This window comes from Geodermatophilus sp. SYSU D00766, assembly GCF_054049915.1.
In genome coordinates this window covers 1-16,440 of record NZ_JBJGYI010000021.1, presented here as the reverse complement: position 1 = coordinate 16,440, position 16,440 = coordinate 1, and the positions used below count along the sequence as shown (strand labels likewise).

The following is a 16,440-nucleotide window of genomic DNA, read 5'->3' as shown; positions in this document are numbered from 1 at the left end:
CCTGTCCGCTCAGCTGGTCACCTGCCCTCGCGCCACCACGTCCGACGGTTCCGCCGGCACCTGCCGACCGGGCTCGATGCTGATCGCGTACTCGGCGTACGCATCGCTCCCGGTCGGGGCGGAGCCTACGGTCCGCAGGTCGGTCTGCGGGGAGATCACGTCGAAGGTGCCCAACGCCACCGGTCCGTCCCCGGCGATCCCCCACACGACGTAGGTGCTGTCGCTGCTGTCGTTCACCCGCAGCCCGTCGGTGACCACCTGCACCCGGCCGTCGCGGGCGACCACCGTGGCGAGCACGTCCTGCCCGTCGGTGTCGACCACCGGCGCGATGGCCGCCCGGCCCGGCTCCAGCAGCGCGTCGATGACCTCCGCCTGCCGGGCCGCGACCGCCTGCGCGTCGTCGCGCGCCGACCCGAGGACGACGGTCCAGGTGCCCAGCGCCAGGATCGCGGCCACCGCGGCCGCGACCAGCGCGTTGGGCAGCACCCGCCGCCACACCGACCGGGGGTCGGCGCCCGGGCCCGCGGCCGGGGAGGCGTAGTCCGGGAAGCCGGTGGCCCGCCGGCCGGCGGCCGTCGACCCGGCGGCCGTCGACCCGGACGCCGTCGACCCGGACGCCGTCGACCCGGCGCCGGGGACGTCGGTGCGCCGCCGGCCGCCCGGGGGTGCGGCGGGCACCGGCGGGAGGGCCGGTGGGGCCGGCTCCGCGCCGGCCGGGGGCGGCACCTGCCCGGTGCGCTCGACGGCGTCCCGCAGCCGGTCGCGCAGCCGCTCGGAGGGCTCGGCCGCCGGCAGGTCACCGGCGAGCGCGGACATCACCTCGGCGGTCTCGGCGACCGTGCGCGCGCACCTGGGGCAGGTGGCCAGGTGGGCCCCGAAGACCGCCTCGTCCTCGGGCTCGAGCGCGTGCAGCGCCCAGCCGACCGCGAGCTCGTCGAAGGTCTGGTGGTCGTCGTGCCGCGCGCTCACCGAGCGCCCCCGTCGACCGCCGCGGGGTCGCTGAGCGCGCCCCCGGCCGTGACACCGGCCACCGTGCCGAGCTCCTCCTTCAGCCGGCGCATGCCGGCGAGCATGCGGGTCTTCACCGTGCCCAGCGGGGCGCTGGTCAGTGCCGCCACCTCCCGCTGGGTGTACCCGCCGTAGTAGGCCAGCGTCAGCGCCTCGCGCTGGGCGTCGGGCAGGGCGCCCAGCGCCAGCCGCACCCGCTCGGACACCACCCGGCTCCAGGCCTCGTCCTCGACGTCGTGGGTGCCGGTGGGCGCCCGCAGCGCCAGGTCGTCCTCGGCCCGGGACTGCCGGCGCCGGTGCGCCTCCTCGCGGCGGACCGCGTCGACCGCCTTGTGGTGCACCATCGCCATCAGCCAGGAGGAGAAGCTGCCGCGGGCGCCGTCGTAGGCGTGCGGGTCGCGCCACACGCTCAGGAACACGTCCTGGACGACGTCCTCGGCGAGCGTGTCGTCGGCCAGGATCCGCCGGGCGAGGGCGAAGGCCGGGCGGCGGAACCGGTCGTAGAGGTCGTCGACGGCACCTCGGTCCCCCGCGCGCACCCGCCGCACGAGGTCGGCGTCACCGGGATCGCCCTCCGGTCGTCGTGCCGGACGCGTCACGGACCCCATCGTCACACGACGGGTTCGACAGGCACACTCATCCCGGTTCACACGCCACGGGACGGGTACCGACAGGGCACCCGGACGGATGACACGGCCGGGCGTCGGGACGCGCACCGTCCTGTCGTACCGGTCGTTGGAGAGGTCATGTCGCACCGCGCTACCCCCGGGTACTCCGTCCCCACGACGCTGCACCTGGTCGGCCCCGGCTCGTGGACAGAGGTGCCCGCCGTGCTGTCCTACGAGGTGAGCGACCCCTTCGCGGTCCGGATCGGGTTCGGCGAACCCGGCGACCCGGCCGACGACGGCATCACCTGGCTGCTGGGCCGCGAGCTGCTGGCCGCGGGCCTCGAGCACCCCGCCGGCGACGGCGACGTGCGGCTGTGGCCGGCCCGCACCAGCGGCGACGTGCTGTACCTGCACCTGCGGGCCCCCTCCGGCGAGGCGCTGTTCGAGCTGTCCCGCGCCACGGTGGCCGCCTTCCTGCAGCAGACCGAGGCCCTGGTCCCGACCGGCCAGGAGACCGCGGCCCTCGACGTCGACGAGGAGCTGGCCGTGCTGCTCGGCGGCGGCGACCCCGGCGCGCGCTGACCCCCGGGGGGGACCCCCCGTGAAAGCCCCTGTGCGGGTCGGGTATGGTTCTCCCTGCACGACAGCAACGCGGACGTGGCTCAGTTGGTAGAGCATCACCTTGCCAAGGTGAGGGTCGCGGGTTCGAATCCCGTCGTCCGCTCGGGACCTCGAGCGCTGGTCGCACGACCGGCGCTCGTGTGTGCGGTGGAGTGGCCGAGAGGCGAGGCAACGGCCTGCAAAGCCGTCTACACGGGTTCAAATCCCGTCTCCACCTCGCCTCCTCGCCGAGGGCGGTGGAGCGGGCCGGTCACACGACCGGACTCGGGCGATTAGCGCAGTGGTAGCGCGCTTCCCTGACACGGAAGAGGTCACTGGTTCGAACCCAGTATCGCCCACCAGCACGGGAGCCCCGGACCACGCGGTCCGGGGCTCCCGTCGTCCCGGGGCCGGCTCAGCCCCGCTCCCCCGCGGCCGGGGCGACGCGCTCGGCCCACAGGTCCTCGACCTGCCGGGCGAGCGCGTCGGGGTCGCCGCTGTTGTCCAGGACGACGTCGGCGACCGCCCGGCGCTGCTCGTCGGTGGCCTGCGCGGCGATGCGGGCCCGGGCGTCGTCCTCGGACAGCCCGCGCCGCACCAGGCGGGCCAGCCGCGTCTCCAGGTCGGTCTCGACCACCAGCACGAGGTCGAACCGGCCGGCCTGCCCGGTCTCCACCAGCAGCGGCACGTCCTGGACGACGACGGCGTCCGGCGGCGCCTCCGCGACCACCTCCTGCGCCCGCGCCCGCACCAGCGGGTGGACGATCCCGTCGAGCCGGGCACGCGCCCGTGGGTCGCGGAAGACGATCGACGCCAGCGCCGCGCGGTCCAGCGCGCCGTCGGCGGTGAGCACCTGCGGCCCGAACGCGTCGGCGACGGCGGCCAGGCCCGGTGTGCCCGGCTCGACCACCTCCCGCGCGATCGCGTCGGAGTCGACCACCAGCGCCCCGCGGGCGGCCAGCAGCGCCGCCACCGTGCTCTTGCCCGATCCGATCCCGCCGGTCAACCCGATGCGCAGCACGCACGGACCGTAACCAGCGCGCAGGACGCGGTCACGGACGGGTAACACCCGCCCGCCCTGCCCGGCGCGTCGCACCAGTCACACCCGTCACTCCTCATAACGTCCGCCCCGGCGGTTCCCCACGGAGGGGGACCCGGCCGAGAGAGGCAGGCACCACGATGTCGCTGACCCGCACCACTGCCGCGACCACCGGCACCGGCACCGGCTCCCGCGCCCGCGGCCGGCACCGGGTCGAGCGCGCCGGCGGCATCCGGGTCGCCGACCTGCCCGCCGTCCGCGAGCGCCTCGTGGTGGAGGCCGCCGCGCCGGCCCGCCGCAGCTTCTGGAGCTGGCTGCTCGACGCCGCCCCGGCCGGCCGCCACACGTGGCAGTCGCTGGCCGCCGCCGGTGGCCGGCCGCGCTCGGCGTTCGCCATCATCCTCAGCCTCTAGCCCGGGTCTGCCCGCCCGGACGGGGATGCCGGGCGGGCGCCCGCCCTCCGCAGGCCTGACGACACGGCCCGCGGACGCGACAGAGGCCCAGGACCTGTGCGGGTCCTGGGCCTCTGTCGTCGATCGGACCGTCAGCCGGTCAGCGGGTCACTCCCCGCCGGCGAGCTTGGCCCGCAGCGCGGCGAGCGCCTCGTCGCTGGCCAGCGTGCCACCGGAGGTGTCGCCGGTGGTGGCGGTGTCACCACCGGAGGAGTAGTTGCCCCCGGCAGCGGCCTCGGCGTCGGCCTCGCGGGCCGCGGCGATCTGCTTGCGGTGCGCCTCGAAGCGGGCCTGGGCCTCGGCGTACTGCCGCTCCCAGGTCTCGCGGGCCTCCTCGTAACCCTCGAGCCACTCGCCGGTCTCCGGGTCGAAGCCCTCGGGGTAGATGTAGTTGCCCTGCTCGTCGTAGGACGCGGCCATGCCGTAGGCGGCGGGGTCGAACTGCTCCTCGTCGCCGATGACGCCCTCGTTGGCCTGCTTGAGCGACAGCGAGATGCGGCGCCGGTCGAGGTCGATGTCGATGACCTTGACCAGGAGCTCGTCGCCGACCTGCACGACCTGCTCGGGGATCTCCACGTGGCGCTCGGCCAGCTCGGAGATGTGGACCAGGCCCTCGATGCCCTCGTCGACCCGGACGAACGCGCCGAAGGGCACCAGCTTGGTGACCTTGCCCGGCACGACCTGGCCGATCTGGTGGGTGCGGGCGAACTGACGCCACGGGTCCTCCTGCGTCGCCTTCAGCGACAGGGAGACCCGCTCGCGGTCGAGGTCGACGTCGAGGACCTCGACGGTGACCTCCTGGCCGACCTCGACCACCTCGGACGGGTGGTCGATGTGCTTCCAGGACAGCTCGGAGACGTGCACGAGGCCGTCCACGCCGCCGAGGTCGACGAACGCGCCGAAGTTGACGATCGAGGAGACGACGCCGGTGCGCACCTGGCCGCGGGCGAGCTTGTTGAGGAACTCGCTGCGGACCTCGGACTGCGTCTGCTCCAGCCACTGCCGGCGGGACAGGACGACGTTGTTGCGGTTCTTGTCGAGCTCGATGATCTTGGCCTCGAGCTCGCGGCCCACGTAGGGCTGCAGGTCGCGGACGCGGCGCATCTCGACCAGCGAGGCGGGGAGGAACCCGCGCAGGCCGATGTCGAGGATGAGACCGCCCTTGACGACCTCGATGACGGTGCCGGTGACGACCTCGTCGGCTTCCTTCTTCGCCTCGATCGTGCCCCAGGCGCGCTCGTACTGGGCGCGCTTCTTGGACAGGATCAGGCGGCCTTCCTTGTCCTCCTTCTGGAGGACGAGGGCTTCCACCTCGTCGCCGACCTTGACGACCTCGTTGGGGTCGACGTCGTGCTTGATGGACAGCTCGCGCGAGGGGATGACGCCCTCGGTCTTGTAGCCGATGTCCAGCAGCACCTCGTCCCGGTCGACCTTGACGATGACGCCTTCGACGATGTCGCCGTCGTTGAAGTACTTGATCGTCTGGTCGATCGCGGCGAGGAAGTCCTCGGCGGTGCCGATGTCGTTCACCGCGATCTGGGGGGTGCTGTCGGGACGGACCTGGGTGGAGGTCATGTGGTCGAGTGCTCCGGACGGGGGGTGCGTAGGGACGGGGGTACCGCGGCCGGGTGACCGCGGGAGCGGGGAGAGCCGGCGCGCGCCGATCCCTTGCGGGTACAGCACTGACAGACCTCTGGCGCATTCCCATGGTACGGACGCGGGCGCACGCGGGTCCACCTGGGTGGGCGACCTCTGCCCGTCGCCCGCGGCGTGTCACGATCGGCGTGTCATGAGCCTGCCGCCCGCGCTCCCCCTGGGCCCCGACGGCTACCCCGCCGCGGGTGGGGTCGAGCGCCGGCCGGCCGGCGCCGCCGAGTCGGCGCGCGCCAACCGCGGCTGGTGGGACGCCGCCGCGCCGGCCTACCTCGCCGAACACGGCGCCGACCTGGGCGACGTCGACTTCCTCTGGTGCCCGGAGGGGCTGCGGGAGGCCGACGCGCACCTGCTCGGCGACGTCGCCGGGCGGCGGGTGCTCGAGATCGGCTGCGGCTCGGCGCCGTGCGCGCGGTGGCTGCGCCGGGCCGGCGCCGACGTCGTCGCGGTGGACCTGTCGGCGGGGATGCTGGCGCGCGCCGCGGAGCTGGGCCGGTCCACCGGGGTGGCCGTGCCGCTGCTGCAGGCCGACGCCGGCGCGCTGCCGCTGACGGGGGCCTCCTTCGACGTCGTCTGCTCGGCGTTCGGCGGCCTGCCGTTCGTGGCCGACGTCGAGGGGGCGCTGGCGGAGGCGGCCCGGGTGCTGCGGCCGGGCGGGCGGCTGGCCGCCTCGGTCAACCACCCCTTCCGCTGGCCGCTGCCGGACTCCCCCGACCCCGACGACCTGCGGGTCGTGTCGTCCTACTTCGACCGCCGGCCCTACGTGGAGACCGACGGCGAGGGGCGCACGGTCTACGTCGAGCACCACCGCACGGTCGGCGACTGGGTGCGCGCGGTCGTCGGCGCGGGCCTGGTGCTCGACGACCTCGTCGAGCCGGAGTGGACGCCGGGGCGCACGCAGGAGTGGGGGCAGTGGTCACCCGCCCGGGGCGCGCTGGTCCCCGGCACGCTCATCGTGGTGGCGCACCGGCCGTGACCGCACCGGCCGGTGCCTGCGCCGCCGGGACCGGGCGGACGTCGCGGGCGCCGGACAGCTCGTGGCCGGCGTCGCAGACCAGGGCGAGGTGCACCCGCTCGCCACAGTCGCGGTGCCGCAGCTCCAGGGGCGCCTCGCCGTCCTCGGCCAGGTACCGGTCGCCCCAGGCCATGAGCGCGACCAGCGCCGGGTAGAGGTCGAGGCCCTTCTGGGTCAGCCGGTACTCGTGCCGCTGCCGCTCGCCCTGCGCCTGGTACGGGACCCGCCGCAGGATCCCCTCGGCCACCAGCGTGTTCAGCCGGTCGGTCAGCACCGCCCGTGGCGCGCCGAGTACCCGCTGGAGGTCGGCGAACCGGCGCACGCCGAGGAACGCCTCGCGCAGCACCAGCAGGCTCCACTTCTCCCCGACGACGGCCAGCGTGCCCGCCACCGAGCAGCGCGACCGGTCCCAGGCGGCTTTGTCCACGGGCCCAGCATACCGCGCTGAGTTCGCTTGACGAACTCACTCTCGAGGAGCACAGTTCATCTCACGAACCCAGGAGGTCGGGATGGACATCACCGTCGACACCAGGCCCGTCCGGCCGGACGACGCCCCGCTGTTCTGCCGGCTGTGGGACCGGCTCTCCCCCGAGACGGTCTACCGGCGCTTCCACGCCCCGCTGCACCGGCCGCCGTTCGGCGCGGCCCGGCTCGTCCAGGTCGACCACGACCTGCGCGAGGCGCTGGTCGCGGTCGTCGGCGGCGAGGTCGTCGGCGTGGCGCGCTACGACCGCTCGCCCGAGGACCCCGCCACCGCCGACGTCGCCGTCGTGGTCGAGGACGCCTGGCAGGGCGTGGGCATCGGCCGCCAGCTGCTGGGTGAGCTCAGCGAGCTGGCCGCCCGGCGCGGGGTGCGCGCCCTCACCGCCGACGTCCAGGCCGACAACGACCGGATGGTCGGGCTCCTGCGCCGGCTGCTCCCCGACGCCGTCCTCACCCCCACCGCCGGCGTCTACGCCGTCCACGGCCCCCTGACCGGCGCACCCGTGCCGGCCGCCGCCTGACCCGAGAGGAGACCGTCGTGTCCCGTCTGCGCACCACCCTCGCCGAGCACCGCCTCGCCCGTGCCCGCCGGCGCGAGGACCGCACCCTCGAGCGCCTGCTCACCCGGGCGCCGACCGTCGAGTCCGCCCACGAGCTGCGCGCCATCGCCGCCCGCCGCTGAGGACCCGCCGACCCGGGGACCCGGTCCGGCCGAGGACGCCGTCCGTCCGGTCGGCCCTGGTCCCGCCCCGGCTCCCCAGCTCGGCGCGGGGCGAGACGGCGGCCCCCGAAGCAGCGGTGGCCCCGCGACGAGGGCGCCGGCGCCCACCGCGGCCCACGGGGCTGCACCGGGACCGCAGGGCCCCGCCGCGAGCCCGGTGACGTGCTGGGACGGCCCTCCTGCAGGGCCCCGCCGCGAGCCCCGGTGACGTGCTGCGACGGCCCTCCTGCAGGGCCCCGCCGCGAGCCTGCGAGCGGTGGGGGGCAGGAGGGTCCTTCCTCAGTGGGCGGCGGCGTCCCAGCTGCGGCCGATGCCGACCGACACCTCCAGCGGCACCGACAGCTGCGCCGCGCCCGCCATCTCGCGGCGGACGATGGCCTCCAGCGCCTCCCGCTCCCCCGGCGCCACCTCGAGGACGAGCTCGTCGTGCACCTGCAGGAGCATCCGGGAGGTCAGGCCCTCGGCCTCGATGGCCCGCTCCACGCCGAGCATCGCGACCTTGATGACGTCGGCCGCCGAGCCCTGGATGGGCGCGTTGAGCGCCATCCGCTCGGCCATCTGCCGCCGCTGCCCGTTGTCGCTGGTCAGGTCGGGCAGGTAGCGCCGCCGCCCCAGGGTGGTCTCGGTGTAGCCGCTGAGCCGGGCCTCCTCGACGACGCCGTCGAGGTAGTCCCGGATCCCGCCGAAGCGCTCGAAGTAGGCGTGCATCTGCCCGCGCGCCTCCTCCGGGGTGATGCGCAGCTGCTGGGCCAGCCCGTAGGCGCTCAGCCCGTAGGCCAGGCCGTAGCTCATCGCCTTGATCCGGCGGCGCATCTCCGGGTCGACCTGCTCGATCGGGATGTCGTAGGCCCGCGAGGCGACGAAGGAGTGCAGGTCCTCCCCCGAGGTGAACGCCTCGATCAGTCCCTCGTCGCCGGACAGGTGCGCCATGATCCGCATCTCGATCTGGCTGTAGTCCGCCGTCATCAGCGACTCGTGGCCCGCCCCGACGACGAACGCCTGCCGGATGCGGCGGCCCTCGGCGCTGCGGATCGGGATGTTCTGCAGGTTCGGGTCGATGGAGGACAGCCGGCCGGTGGCGGCCACGGTCTGCTGGAACGTGGTGTGGATGCGCCCGGCGTCGTCGACCATCGGGATCAGGCCGTCGATGACCGTGCGCAGCCGGGTGACGTCGCGGTGGCGCAGCAGGTGCTCGAGGAAGGGGTGCCCGGTCTGCGCCAGGAGCCAGGTGAGGGCGTCGGCGTCGGTGGTGTACCCGGACTTGATCTTCTTCGTCTTGGGCAGGCCGAGCTCGTCGAACAGCACCGCCTGCAGTTGCTTGGGCGAGCCGAGGTTGATCTCGTGGCCGATCACCGCGTACGCCTCGGCGGCCGCCGCGGCCACGCCGTCGGCGAACTCCCGCTGCAGCTCGGCGAGCAGGTCGGTGTCGACGGCGATGCCGCGCTGCTCCATCCGCGCCAGGACCCGGGTCAGCGGCAGCTCGAGCTCGTCGAGCAGGTGGTCGCCGCCCTTCTGGCCGAGGACCTGCTCCAGGGCGTCGGAGAGGTCGTTGACCGCCACGGCCTTGAGGACGTCGGCGTGCGCGGCCTCGGCGGCGAGGTCGGCCTCGCTGGGGCCCATGCCGTCGAGGGTCAGCTGCGCCTCGGGCGCCGCGTCGTCCTTGAGCTCGCGGCGCAGGTACCGCACGGCGAGGTCGGCGAGGTCGAAGGAGCGCTGCCCGGGCGTGGCCAGGTACGCCGCGAGCGCCGTGTCGCTGACCAGGCCCTGCAGGTCCCAGCCGCGGGCCCACACCGCCAGCAGCGGGCCCTTGACGTCGTGGGCGACCTTCTCGGCGGCCGGGTCGACCAGCCAGCCGGCCAGCGCCTGCTCGTCGGCGGCGTCGAGGTCGGGGCCGCAGTCGACGAAGACGGCGTGGTCGTCGGCGGCGGCCAGCGCCAGGCCGGCCAGCTCACCGGTGCCCCGGCCCCACGTGCCGCGGAAGACCAGGCCGGTGCGGCCGGTGCGGGCGTGCGCGTCGAGCCAGGCGCCCAGCCCGCCGGCGGGGACGTCGTCGGCGGTGACGTCGAAGCCGCCCTCGACCTCCGGCTCGGCGCTGCTCAGCGTGGCGAACAGCCGGTCGCGCAGCACCCGGAACTGCAGGTTGTCGAAGAGGGTGTGCACCTCGTTGCGGTCCCAGGCGCGCACGGCGAGGTCCTGCGGGCCGACCTCGAGGGGCACCGACCGGTCGAGCTCGGTCAGCCGCCGGTTCTGCAGCACCGAGGACAGGTGCTCGCGCAGCTTCTCGCCGACCTTGCCCTTGACGGTGTCGACGCGGTCGACGAGCTCGTCGAGGGAGCCGTACTCGCGGACCCACTTGGCCGCCGTCTTCTCCCCCACGCTCGGGATGCTGGGCAGGTTGTCGCTGGGGTCGCCCCGCAGCGCGGCGAAGTCGGGGTACTGCCGCGGCGTGAGCCCGTACTTGGCCTCGACCTCCTCCGGGGTGAACCGGGTGAGGTCGGAGACGCCCTTGCGCGGGTAGAGCACGGTGACGTGCTCGTTCACCAGCTGCAGCGCGTCGCGGTCGCCGGTGCAGATGAGCACGTCCATGCCCTGCTCGACGGCCTGCACGGTCAGGGTGGCGATGACGTCGTCGGCCTCGAAGCCCTCGGCGGTCACGACCGGGACGTGCAGGGCGGCCAGCACCTCCTGGATGAGGCTCACCTGGCCGCGGAAGTCGGTGGGGCTCTCGGTGCGGTTGGCCTTGTACTCGGCGTAGATCTCGTTCCGGAACGTCTTGCGCCCGACGTCGAAGGCCACCGCGAGATGCGTGGGCTGCTCGTCGCGCAGCACGTTGATCAGCATCGACGTGAAGCCGTAGACGGCGTTGGTCGGCTGCCCGGTCGTGGTCGAGAAGTTCTCCACCGGGAGCGCGAAGAACGCCCGGTAGGCCAGCGAGTGCCCGTCGAGCAGCAGCAGCCGCGGCCGCGTCTCCGGACTGGAGGGGACGGCGGGCGCGGGGGTGGTCACCGGAGCGGACATCACCGGTGATCGTATGTCGGGCCACCGACGTCCACGGCCGATGGCTAGCGTCCCGGGGATGACCACACCTGCCCCCGACTGGCTGCCGCTGACCGAGCCGGGACCGCTCGACGACAAGCTGGGCATCCGCATCGTCGACTTCACGCCCGACCGCCTCGTCGCCACCATGCCGGTGGAGGGCAACCAGCAGCCCTTCGGCCTGCTGCACGGCGGCGCCACCTGCGCCCTGGTGGAGTCGGTCGGGTCGTGGGCGGCGGCGATCAACGCCGGGCCCGGCCGCAGGGCCGTCGGCGTCGAGCTCAACGCCAGCTACCTGCGCGCGGCCACCGCGGGCACGGTCACCGCCGTCTGCACCCCAGCCCGCATCGGGCGGACGCTGTCGACGTTCCTCGTGCAGGTCACCGACGAGTCCGGCCGCACCACCGCCACCGCCCGGCTGACCTGCGCGATCGTCCCCGCCTGACCCCGGCGGGGCTCCCTCAGCGCTCGACGGCGACGGGCAGCGCCCGCGGCGGCAGCGGACGGCGGCGCGGCAGCCGGCGCGGCACGGGCAGTCCGCTGCGCTGCCAGGTCGCCAGCGCCCGGCTCAGCGTCTCGCGCGGCACGATCCGGCGCGTCGTCAGCGGCGCGAAGCCCATCCGCGCGAAGAACCGCTGCCGCTCGGCCTCGTGCCCGCCCACCGAGGCCACCACGTGCAGCGCCCCGAGCTCCCCGGCGTAGCCGGCCGCGGCGGCCAGCAGCGCGGTGCCCGCGCCGCGGCGGCGGTGCTCGCGGTGGACGACGAGGTTGTCGACGGTGACCTGGGGGACGCCGAGCACCGTCGACAGCGGGTCGAGCCCGAGCACGGCCAGGCCCACGACCACCTCGCCGGCGGAGTCGGCGCCCGGCGCGTTGGCCCCTGGGAGGACGGCGAGGACGACGCGGTGCCCGGGGTCGGACAGCAGCCGGCGGAAACCCACCGCCGCGGCGGCCCCCGGGGTCTGCCCGGTGAGCACCCCCTCGGCGTGCGCCTCGGCCCGGTGCTGGCGCACCAGCGCGAGGACCGCGGGCAGGTCCTCCGGGCGCGCCGTGCGCGTGCTGACGCGGGACCACTGACCGGTTGCTGGCACGGGAGTCCTCCCCTGGGCGGTGCCGGGATCGTGCACCCGGCAGCGCCCCGGACCCCCGCCGACGCGCCGGGACGGGACGGGAGTGACACCTGCCGACGGTCCCGCGCAGGTCGCGCTCAGGTCACAGGACGGCGTCGGGAGGTGGGGACCCAAGGGCCCTGGGTTACCGTCACGCCCCACCGCACGCTGTGACGGTCGGCACTGCCGTGCCCGTCACCGCTCACCAGACACCGCCACGACCAGGGAGGTTGTGTGAGGCACCCGTCAGCCACTGCCGGGCCACCTCGGCCGCACCGGAGCGCGATCCGCCCGGGCCCGGGGACCGCCCGGAGGGTGCTGCTCCGGCTCCTGCTGGTGCTCGTCGCCGTCACCGGGCTCGCCGTACTCGTCCCCGGCATCGCCAGCGCCGAGGGCGAGCAGGTCCTCGGGACGCTGCAGACCAGCCGGTCCGGCCCCATCGAGGGCGTCGAGGTCACCGTCACCACCGCCGACGGCGAGGAGGTCGACAGCGTCGAGAGCGACGAGGACGGACGCTGGTCGGTCGACCTGCCCGGCCCCGGCGACTACGTCGTCACCATCGACGAGGACGGCCTGCCCGAGGGCGTGAAGCTGGCCGGCACCGACAACCGCACGGTCACCGTGGCCGAGGGCCGCCGCGAGCCGGTGATCATCGGCCTCGAGGACGGCAGCCGGGGCGGCGGCGGGGGCACCGTCCGCGCCGTCCAGCTGCTCGTCGACGGGATCCGCTTCGGCCTGCTCATCGCCATGTGCGCCGTCGGCCTGTCGCTGATCTTCGGCACCACCGGGCTGACCAACTTCGCGCACGGCGAGCTGGTCACCATCGGCGCCATCGCCGCCTGGTACGTCAACGTGCAGGGCGGTGTCCCGCTGGTCGCGGCGGCGCTCATCGCGATGGTCGTCGGCGCGGCCGTCGGCGCCCTCAACGAGCTGGGGCTGTGGCGGCCGCTGCGCCGTCGCGGGACCGGCCTCATCGCCGCTCTCGTCGTGTCCATCGGCCTGTCGCTGGTGCTGCGCTACGCCATCCAGATCTTCTACGGCGGCCGGTCCAGCCCGTACCAGGTGTCCACCGGCCGCGCCGTCGACTACGGCCTGTTCACCCTGACCAACCGGGCGCTGATCTCGATCGTCGTCTCGATCGTCGTCCTGGTGCTGGTGGCCCTCATGCTGCAGCGCACCAAGATCGGCAAGGCGATGCGGGCGGTCGCCGACAACCGCGACCTCGCCGCCTCCTCGGGAATCGACGTCAACCGCGTCATCCTCGTGGTCTGGATGATGGGCGGGGCGCTGGCCGCCCTCGGTGGCGTCCTGCTCGGCCTGTCCGACCAGGTGCAGTGGGACATGGGCTTCCGCCTGCTGCTGCTGATGTTCGCCGGCGTCACCCTCGGGGGCCTCGGCACCGCCTACGGCGCCCTGGTGGGCAGCCTGATCGTGGGTGTGTTCGTCCAGATGTCGACCCTCGTCATCCCGAATGACGTGAAGTACGTCGGAGGGCTCCTGCTCTTGATCGTCATCCTCGTCATCCGACCCCAGGGCATCCTGGGCAGCCGGGTCCGGATCGGCTGAGCCATGGGTGACCTCATCGACGCCCTGGCCGTCGCCCTCAAGGCCGGCCTCGGGTTCCAGGCGATCTTCTTCTCGCTGCTCGCCATCGGCCTCAACGTCCAGTTCGGCTACGCCGGCCTGCTCAACTTCGGGCAGATCGCCTTCGCGATGCTGGGCGGCTTCGGCATCGCCATCTCCGTGAGCAAGTGGGGCCTGCCCTTCTGGGTGGGCGTGCTGGTGGGCCTGGCGGCGGCCGTCGTCCTGGCCCTCCTGCTCGGCCTGCCCACGCTGCGGCTGCGCGCGGACTACCTGGCCATCGCCACCATCGCGGCGGCCGAGGGGTTGCGGCTGCTGTTCCGGTCGGTGTCGGCCACGCCGGTCACCAACGGGACCCGTGGCCTGTCGGCCTTCAACGGCGACTTCATCGCCCTGGCCCCGTGGGCCACCAACGAGCGCTATCGCATCCTGGGCACGAGCTGGTCCGGCGGCGAGCTCTGGGTGACGCTCGTCGGGTGGGTGCTCGTGGCCCTGTCCTGCCTGCTGGTCTGGGCACTGGTGCGCAGCCCGTGGGGCCGCGTGCTCAAGTCCATCCGCGAGGACGAGGACGCGGTCCGGTCGCTGGGCAAGAACGTCTACGTCTACAAGATGCAGGCCCTCGTGCTCGGCGGCGTCCTGGGCGCCATCGGCGGGATGGTCTACGCCGTCGGCACCGGCTCGGCCGTCCCCGACCAGTACCAGAACGCGAACACGTTCCTGGCCTACGCCGCCCTGATCCTCGGCGGGGCCGCGCGGGTGCTCGGGCCGGTCATCGGCTCGATCATCCTGCTGTTCATCCTGCAGTTCGCCGACACCGGCCTTCGGCTCCTCATCGACAACGGGATCATCCCCGAGGGGCTGCTGTCGTCCACCGACGTGGCGCAGATCCGCTTCGTCCTGGTCGGGATCGGCCTCATGCTGCTGTTGGTCTTCCGACCGCAGGGCATCCTCGGCGACCGACGAGAGGTGATGCTCGATGCCCGCTGACCCCAACCCCCACGGCGCCACGGCGTCCGGCGCCGGCGCCTCGGGTGCCGGCGCGGCCGGCGCCGGCGCGTCGGGCGCCTCCCTGCAGAAGCCCTCCGGCTGGCAGCGCGGGGACGCCCCCCAGCGGCTGGCACAGACGGCGCTGCGCGACATCCCCTGGGAGGTCGGCGTCGCCAAGCCGGACCCGGCGATCGTCGTCGACGGCGTGACCCGGACCTTCGGGGGGCTCACGGCGGTCGCCGTCGACCACCTCGAGGTGCAGCGCGGCGGCATCACCGGCCTGATCGGGCCCAACGGAGCGGGCAAGACGACGCTGTTCAACCTGCTGACCGGGTTCGACCAGCCCAACACCGGCACCTGGGAGTTCGACGGCCGGCCGCTGGGCAAGCTCGCTCCGCACCAGGTCGCGCGGCTCGGCGTCGTCCGGACCTTCCAGCTCACCAAGGCGCTGTCCCGGCTGACCGTGCTGCAGAACATGCTGCTCGGCGCACAGGGGCAGCGCGGCGAGAGCTTCTGGCGGGCCCTGGTGCCCGGCACCTGGAAGTCCCAGGAGCAGGCCAACACCGAGAAGGCCATGGACCTGCTGCGCCGGTTCAAGCTCGACGCGAAGAAGGACGACTTCGCCGGCACCCTCTCCGGCGGTCAGCGCAAGCTGCTGGAGATGGCGCGGGCGCTGATGAGCGACCCGAAGGTCGTCATGCTCGACGAGCCGATGGCCGGGGTGAACCCCGCCCTGACGCAGAGCCTGCTCGGCCACGTCAAGGACCTCCGCGAGGAGGGCATGACGGTGATCTTCGTCGAGCACGACATGGACGTCGTCCGGGACATCAGCGACTGGGTCGTCGTCATGGCCGCCGGCAGGGTGATCGCCGAGGGACCGCCGGAGTCGATCAGCCAGAACCAGGCCGTCGTCGACGCCTACCTCGGGGCGCACCACGACGCGCCCCTCACCGTCGAGGAGGAGGACCAGGTGCTCGCCCAGGCCGAGCGTGAGATCGCCCGCGAGGAGCACGGGGGCGGCGACGTGCTCGGGTCCGACACCACCACCGGGAAGGGCGAGCGATGAGCGAGCCGCTGTTCGAGGTCGACGAGTCCGGCGAGGACCGCACCCGCGCCGACGAGGTCGCCACCACGGCCACCCTCTCCCCCGCGGAGAAGGCAGCCACCCGCGAGGAGCACCTGCGCCTCGCCGAGGGCGCGCTGGTCCGCGCCGACGACCTCGTCGCCGGCTACGTGCCCGGCGTCAACATCCTGCGGGGCTGTGACTTCTACCTGCAGGACGGCGAACTGGTCGGGATCATCGGCCCCAACGGTGCCGGCAAGTCCACGCTGCTCAAGACGCTGTTCGGGCTCATCCCGGTGCGCTCGGGCTCGGTGCGGCTGCGTGGGGAGGACATCACCTCCGCGCCGGCGCACCGGCTGGTGTCCCTGGGCGTCGGCTACGTGCCGCAGAACAACAACGTGTTCCCCTCGCTCACCATCGAGGAGAACATGCAGATGGGCGTCTACCTGCGGCCGCGGACGTTCAAGGAGCGCTTCGACTACGTCATCGACCTGTTCCCCCTGCTCGGGGAGCGGCGCAAGGGCAAGGCCGGGGCGCTGTCGGGCGGTGAGCGGCAGATGGTCGCCATGGGCCGGGCGCTGATGATGGACCCGTCGGTGCTGCTGCTCGACGAGCCGTCGGCCGGGCTCTCCCCCGCCTACCAGGACGAGGTGTTCATCCGCTGCCGGCGGATCAACGCCACCGGCGTCTCGATCATCATGGTCGAGCAGAACGCCCGCCGCTGCCTGCAGATCTGCGACCGCGGCTACGTGCTCGACCAGGGCCGCAACGCCTACACCGACACCGGGCAGTCGCTCATGACCGACCCGAAGGTGATCGAGCTCTACCTGGGGACGCTCGCCAAGGCGCAGTGACCCGCGGAGGGTCCTCCCTCCCGACCCAGCACGAGGCCGGCGTCCCCCTGGGGCGCCGGCCTCGCTCGTGTTCGTCCGGCCGCCGTCAGCCTCGTGCGGGTGCGGTCCCGGCAGGTCGACGACCTCCCCCCGCCCCGGGGGGGGGGGGGGGGGGGGGGGGGGGGGGGGGGGGGGGGGGGGGGGGGGGGGGGGGGGGGGGGGGCGCGGGGGGCGCGGGGGGGGGCGGGCGCG

General features: G+C 74.1%; 17 protein-coding genes and 3 tRNA genes. 13 read left to right on the top strand and 7 right to left on the bottom strand.

The annotated features are described in order from the left end of the window. Nucleotides 1-9 precede the first annotated feature (9 nt). Nucleotides 10-969, bottom strand: coding sequence for an anti-sigma factor domain-containing protein (locus tag ACI8AD_RS15635; RefSeq protein WP_456871436.1), 960 nt, complete (start codon nucleotides 967-969; stop codon nucleotides 10-12). Beyond that, the gene (locus tag ACI8AD_RS15630) at nucleotides 966-1,607 is read right to left on the bottom strand and encodes a sigma-70 family RNA polymerase sigma factor (protein ID WP_456871435.1); all 642 of its coding nucleotides are present in this window, start codon (nucleotides 1,605-1,607) and stop codon (nucleotides 966-968) included. Before ACI8AD_RS15630 ends, ACI8AD_RS15635 begins: the two co-directional genes overlap by 4 nt. Before the next feature lie 147 nt (nucleotides 1,608-1,754). Here ACI8AD_RS15630 and ACI8AD_RS15625 point away from each other — a divergent pair, with 147 nt between their 5' ends. The 4 genes from ACI8AD_RS15625 (at nucleotide 1,755) to ACI8AD_RS15610 (ending at nucleotide 2,578) form a co-directional block, all read left to right on the top strand. Then, the gene (locus tag ACI8AD_RS15625) at nucleotides 1,755-2,198 is read left to right on the top strand and encodes an SsgA family sporulation/cell division regulator (protein WP_456871434.1); all 444 of its coding nucleotides are present in this window, start codon (nucleotides 1,755-1,757) and stop codon (nucleotides 2,196-2,198) included. A gap of 69 nt (nucleotides 2,199-2,267) precedes the next feature. Then, nucleotides 2,268-2,340: transfer RNA gene (locus ACI8AD_RS15620), tRNA-Gly, on the top strand. A gap of 43 nt (nucleotides 2,341-2,383) precedes the next feature. Then, a tRNA-Cys gene (locus ACI8AD_RS15615) sits at nucleotides 2,384-2,454 on the top strand. A 49-nt stretch (nucleotides 2,455-2,503) separates the two neighbouring features. Further along, nucleotides 2,504-2,578, top strand: a tRNA-Val gene (locus ACI8AD_RS15610). A 53-nt stretch (nucleotides 2,579-2,631) separates the two neighbouring features. Here ACI8AD_RS15610 and coaE read toward each other — a convergent pair. Next, nucleotides 2,632-3,237: a dephospho-CoA kinase gene (gene coaE, locus ACI8AD_RS15605; protein ID WP_456871433.1), complete on the bottom strand. Its 606-nt coding sequence runs from the start codon at nucleotides 3,235-3,237 to the stop codon at nucleotides 2,632-2,634. Between the two features lie 158 nt (nucleotides 3,238-3,395). Here coaE and ACI8AD_RS15600 point away from each other — a divergent pair, with 158 nt between their 5' ends. Continuing rightward, on the top strand, nucleotides 3,396-3,668 hold the full coding sequence (locus ACI8AD_RS15600) for a hypothetical protein (RefSeq protein WP_456871432.1): 273 nt from the start codon (nucleotides 3,396-3,398) through the stop codon (nucleotides 3,666-3,668). Between the two features lie 147 nt (nucleotides 3,669-3,815). Here the strand turns inward: ACI8AD_RS15600 and rpsA are convergent, their stop codons facing one another. Then, on the bottom strand, nucleotides 3,816-5,282 hold the full coding sequence (gene rpsA, locus ACI8AD_RS15595) for a 30S ribosomal protein S1 (protein ID WP_089404908.1): 1,467 nt from the start codon (nucleotides 5,280-5,282) through the stop codon (nucleotides 3,816-3,818). Nucleotides 5,283-5,496: 214 nt separating this feature from the next. Here rpsA and ACI8AD_RS15590 point away from each other — a divergent pair, with 214 nt between their 5' ends. After that, nucleotides 5,497-6,336 (top strand): class I SAM-dependent methyltransferase, encoded by an 840-nt coding sequence (locus ACI8AD_RS15590; RefSeq protein ID WP_456871431.1) that lies wholly within the window; start codon nucleotides 5,497-5,499, stop codon nucleotides 6,334-6,336. Here ACI8AD_RS15590 and ACI8AD_RS15585 read toward each other — a convergent pair. Beyond that, nucleotides 6,311-6,802: a winged helix-turn-helix transcriptional regulator gene (locus tag ACI8AD_RS15585; RefSeq protein WP_456871430.1), complete on the bottom strand. Its 492-nt coding sequence runs from the start codon at nucleotides 6,800-6,802 to the stop codon at nucleotides 6,311-6,313. The genes ACI8AD_RS15590 and ACI8AD_RS15585 overlap by 26 nt on opposite strands. An 82-nt stretch (nucleotides 6,803-6,884) precedes the next feature. On the opposite strand from ACI8AD_RS15585, the gene ACI8AD_RS15580 reads away from it, so the two are divergent. Both ACI8AD_RS15580 and ACI8AD_RS15575 read left to right on the top strand, forming a co-directional pair. Next, complete coding sequence (locus ACI8AD_RS15580) at nucleotides 6,885-7,379, top strand: N-acetyltransferase family protein (protein ID WP_456871429.1); 495 nt, start codon at nucleotides 6,885-6,887, stop codon at nucleotides 7,377-7,379. Nucleotides 7,380-7,396: 17 nt separating this feature from the next. Further along, entirely contained in the window at nucleotides 7,397-7,540 is a 144-nt protein-coding gene (locus tag ACI8AD_RS15575; protein ID WP_456871428.1) for a hypothetical protein, read from the top strand. Nucleotides 7,541-7,858: 318 nt separating this feature from the next. Here the strand turns inward: ACI8AD_RS15575 and polA are convergent, their stop codons facing one another. Then, nucleotides 7,859-10,597: a DNA polymerase I gene (polA, locus tag ACI8AD_RS15570; RefSeq protein WP_456871427.1), complete on the bottom strand. Its 2,739-nt coding sequence runs from the start codon at nucleotides 10,595-10,597 to the stop codon at nucleotides 7,859-7,861. A gap of 58 nt (nucleotides 10,598-10,655) precedes the next feature. On the opposite strand from polA, the gene ACI8AD_RS15565 reads away from it, so the two are divergent. Further along, entirely contained in the window at nucleotides 10,656-11,060 is a 405-nt protein-coding gene (locus ACI8AD_RS15565) for a PaaI family thioesterase (RefSeq protein ID WP_456871426.1), read from the top strand. 16 nt (nucleotides 11,061-11,076) lie between these two features. On the opposite strand, the gene ACI8AD_RS15560 is transcribed toward ACI8AD_RS15565, so the two are convergent. After that, a complete protein-coding gene (locus ACI8AD_RS15560) occupies nucleotides 11,077-11,706 on the bottom strand; it encodes a GNAT family N-acetyltransferase (protein WP_456871425.1) in 630 nt (209 codons plus the stop codon). 333 nt (nucleotides 11,707-12,039) lie between these two features. On the opposite strand from ACI8AD_RS15560, the gene ACI8AD_RS15555 reads away from it, so the two are divergent. From ACI8AD_RS15555 to ACI8AD_RS15540, 4 genes are read left to right on the top strand one after another with little or no spacing between them, the layout of a single operon-like run. Next, nucleotides 12,040-13,290: an ABC transporter permease subunit gene (locus ACI8AD_RS15555; protein ID WP_456871424.1), complete on the top strand. Its 1,251-nt coding sequence runs from the start codon at nucleotides 12,040-12,042 to the stop codon at nucleotides 13,288-13,290. Between the two features lie 3 nt (nucleotides 13,291-13,293). After that, nucleotides 13,294-14,292, top strand: a complete 999-nt coding sequence (locus ACI8AD_RS15550) for a branched-chain amino acid ABC transporter permease (RefSeq protein ID WP_456871423.1) — start codon at nucleotides 13,294-13,296, stop codon at nucleotides 14,290-14,292. Continuing rightward, entirely contained in the window at nucleotides 14,282-15,358 is a 1,077-nt protein-coding gene (locus tag ACI8AD_RS15545) for an ABC transporter ATP-binding protein (RefSeq protein WP_456871422.1), read from the top strand. The genes ACI8AD_RS15550 and ACI8AD_RS15545 overlap by 11 nt, the downstream gene beginning before the upstream one ends. After that, nucleotides 15,355-16,209 carry an ABC transporter ATP-binding protein gene (locus ACI8AD_RS15540; RefSeq protein ID WP_456871421.1) on the top strand — a complete coding sequence of 285 codons (855 nt, stop codon included), beginning with the start codon at nucleotides 15,355-15,357 and terminating at the stop codon, nucleotides 16,207-16,209. The genes ACI8AD_RS15545 and ACI8AD_RS15540 overlap by 4 nt, the downstream gene beginning before the upstream one ends. The last annotated feature ends 231 nt before the right edge of the window (nucleotides 16,210-16,440 follow it).

Bases quoted from the DNA above. Each gene is read 5' to 3' on its own strand.
- ACI8AD_RS15625 (WP_456871434.1), top strand. From the start codon at position 1,755: ATGTCGCACCGCGCTACCCCCGGGTACTCCGTCCCCACGACGCTGCAC.
- ACI8AD_RS15600 (WP_456871432.1), top strand. From the start codon at position 3,396: ATGTCGCTGACCCGCACCACTGCCGCGACCACCGGCACCGGCACCGGC.
- rpsA (WP_089404908.1), bottom strand. From the start codon at position 5,282: ATGACCTCCACCCAGGTCCGTCCCGACAGCACCCCCCAGATCGCGGTG.
- ACI8AD_RS15590 (WP_456871431.1), top strand. From the start codon at position 5,497: ATGAGCCTGCCGCCCGCGCTCCCCCTGGGCCCCGACGGCTACCCCGCC.
- ACI8AD_RS15580 (WP_456871429.1), top strand. From the start codon at position 6,885: ATGGACATCACCGTCGACACCAGGCCCGTCCGGCCGGACGACGCCCCG.
- polA (WP_456871427.1), bottom strand. From the start codon at position 10,597: ATGTCCGCTCCGGTGACCACCCCCGCGCCCGCCGTCCCCTCCAGTCCG.
- ACI8AD_RS15565 (WP_456871426.1), top strand. From the start codon at position 10,656: ATGACCACACCTGCCCCCGACTGGCTGCCGCTGACCGAGCCGGGACCG.
- ACI8AD_RS15550 (WP_456871423.1), top strand. From the start codon at position 13,294: ATGGGTGACCTCATCGACGCCCTGGCCGTCGCCCTCAAGGCCGGCCTC.
- ACI8AD_RS15545 (WP_456871422.1), top strand. From the start codon at position 14,282: ATGCCCGCTGACCCCAACCCCCACGGCGCCACGGCGTCCGGCGCCGGC.
- ACI8AD_RS15540 (WP_456871421.1), top strand. From the start codon at position 15,355: ATGAGCGAGCCGCTGTTCGAGGTCGACGAGTCCGGCGAGGACCGCACC.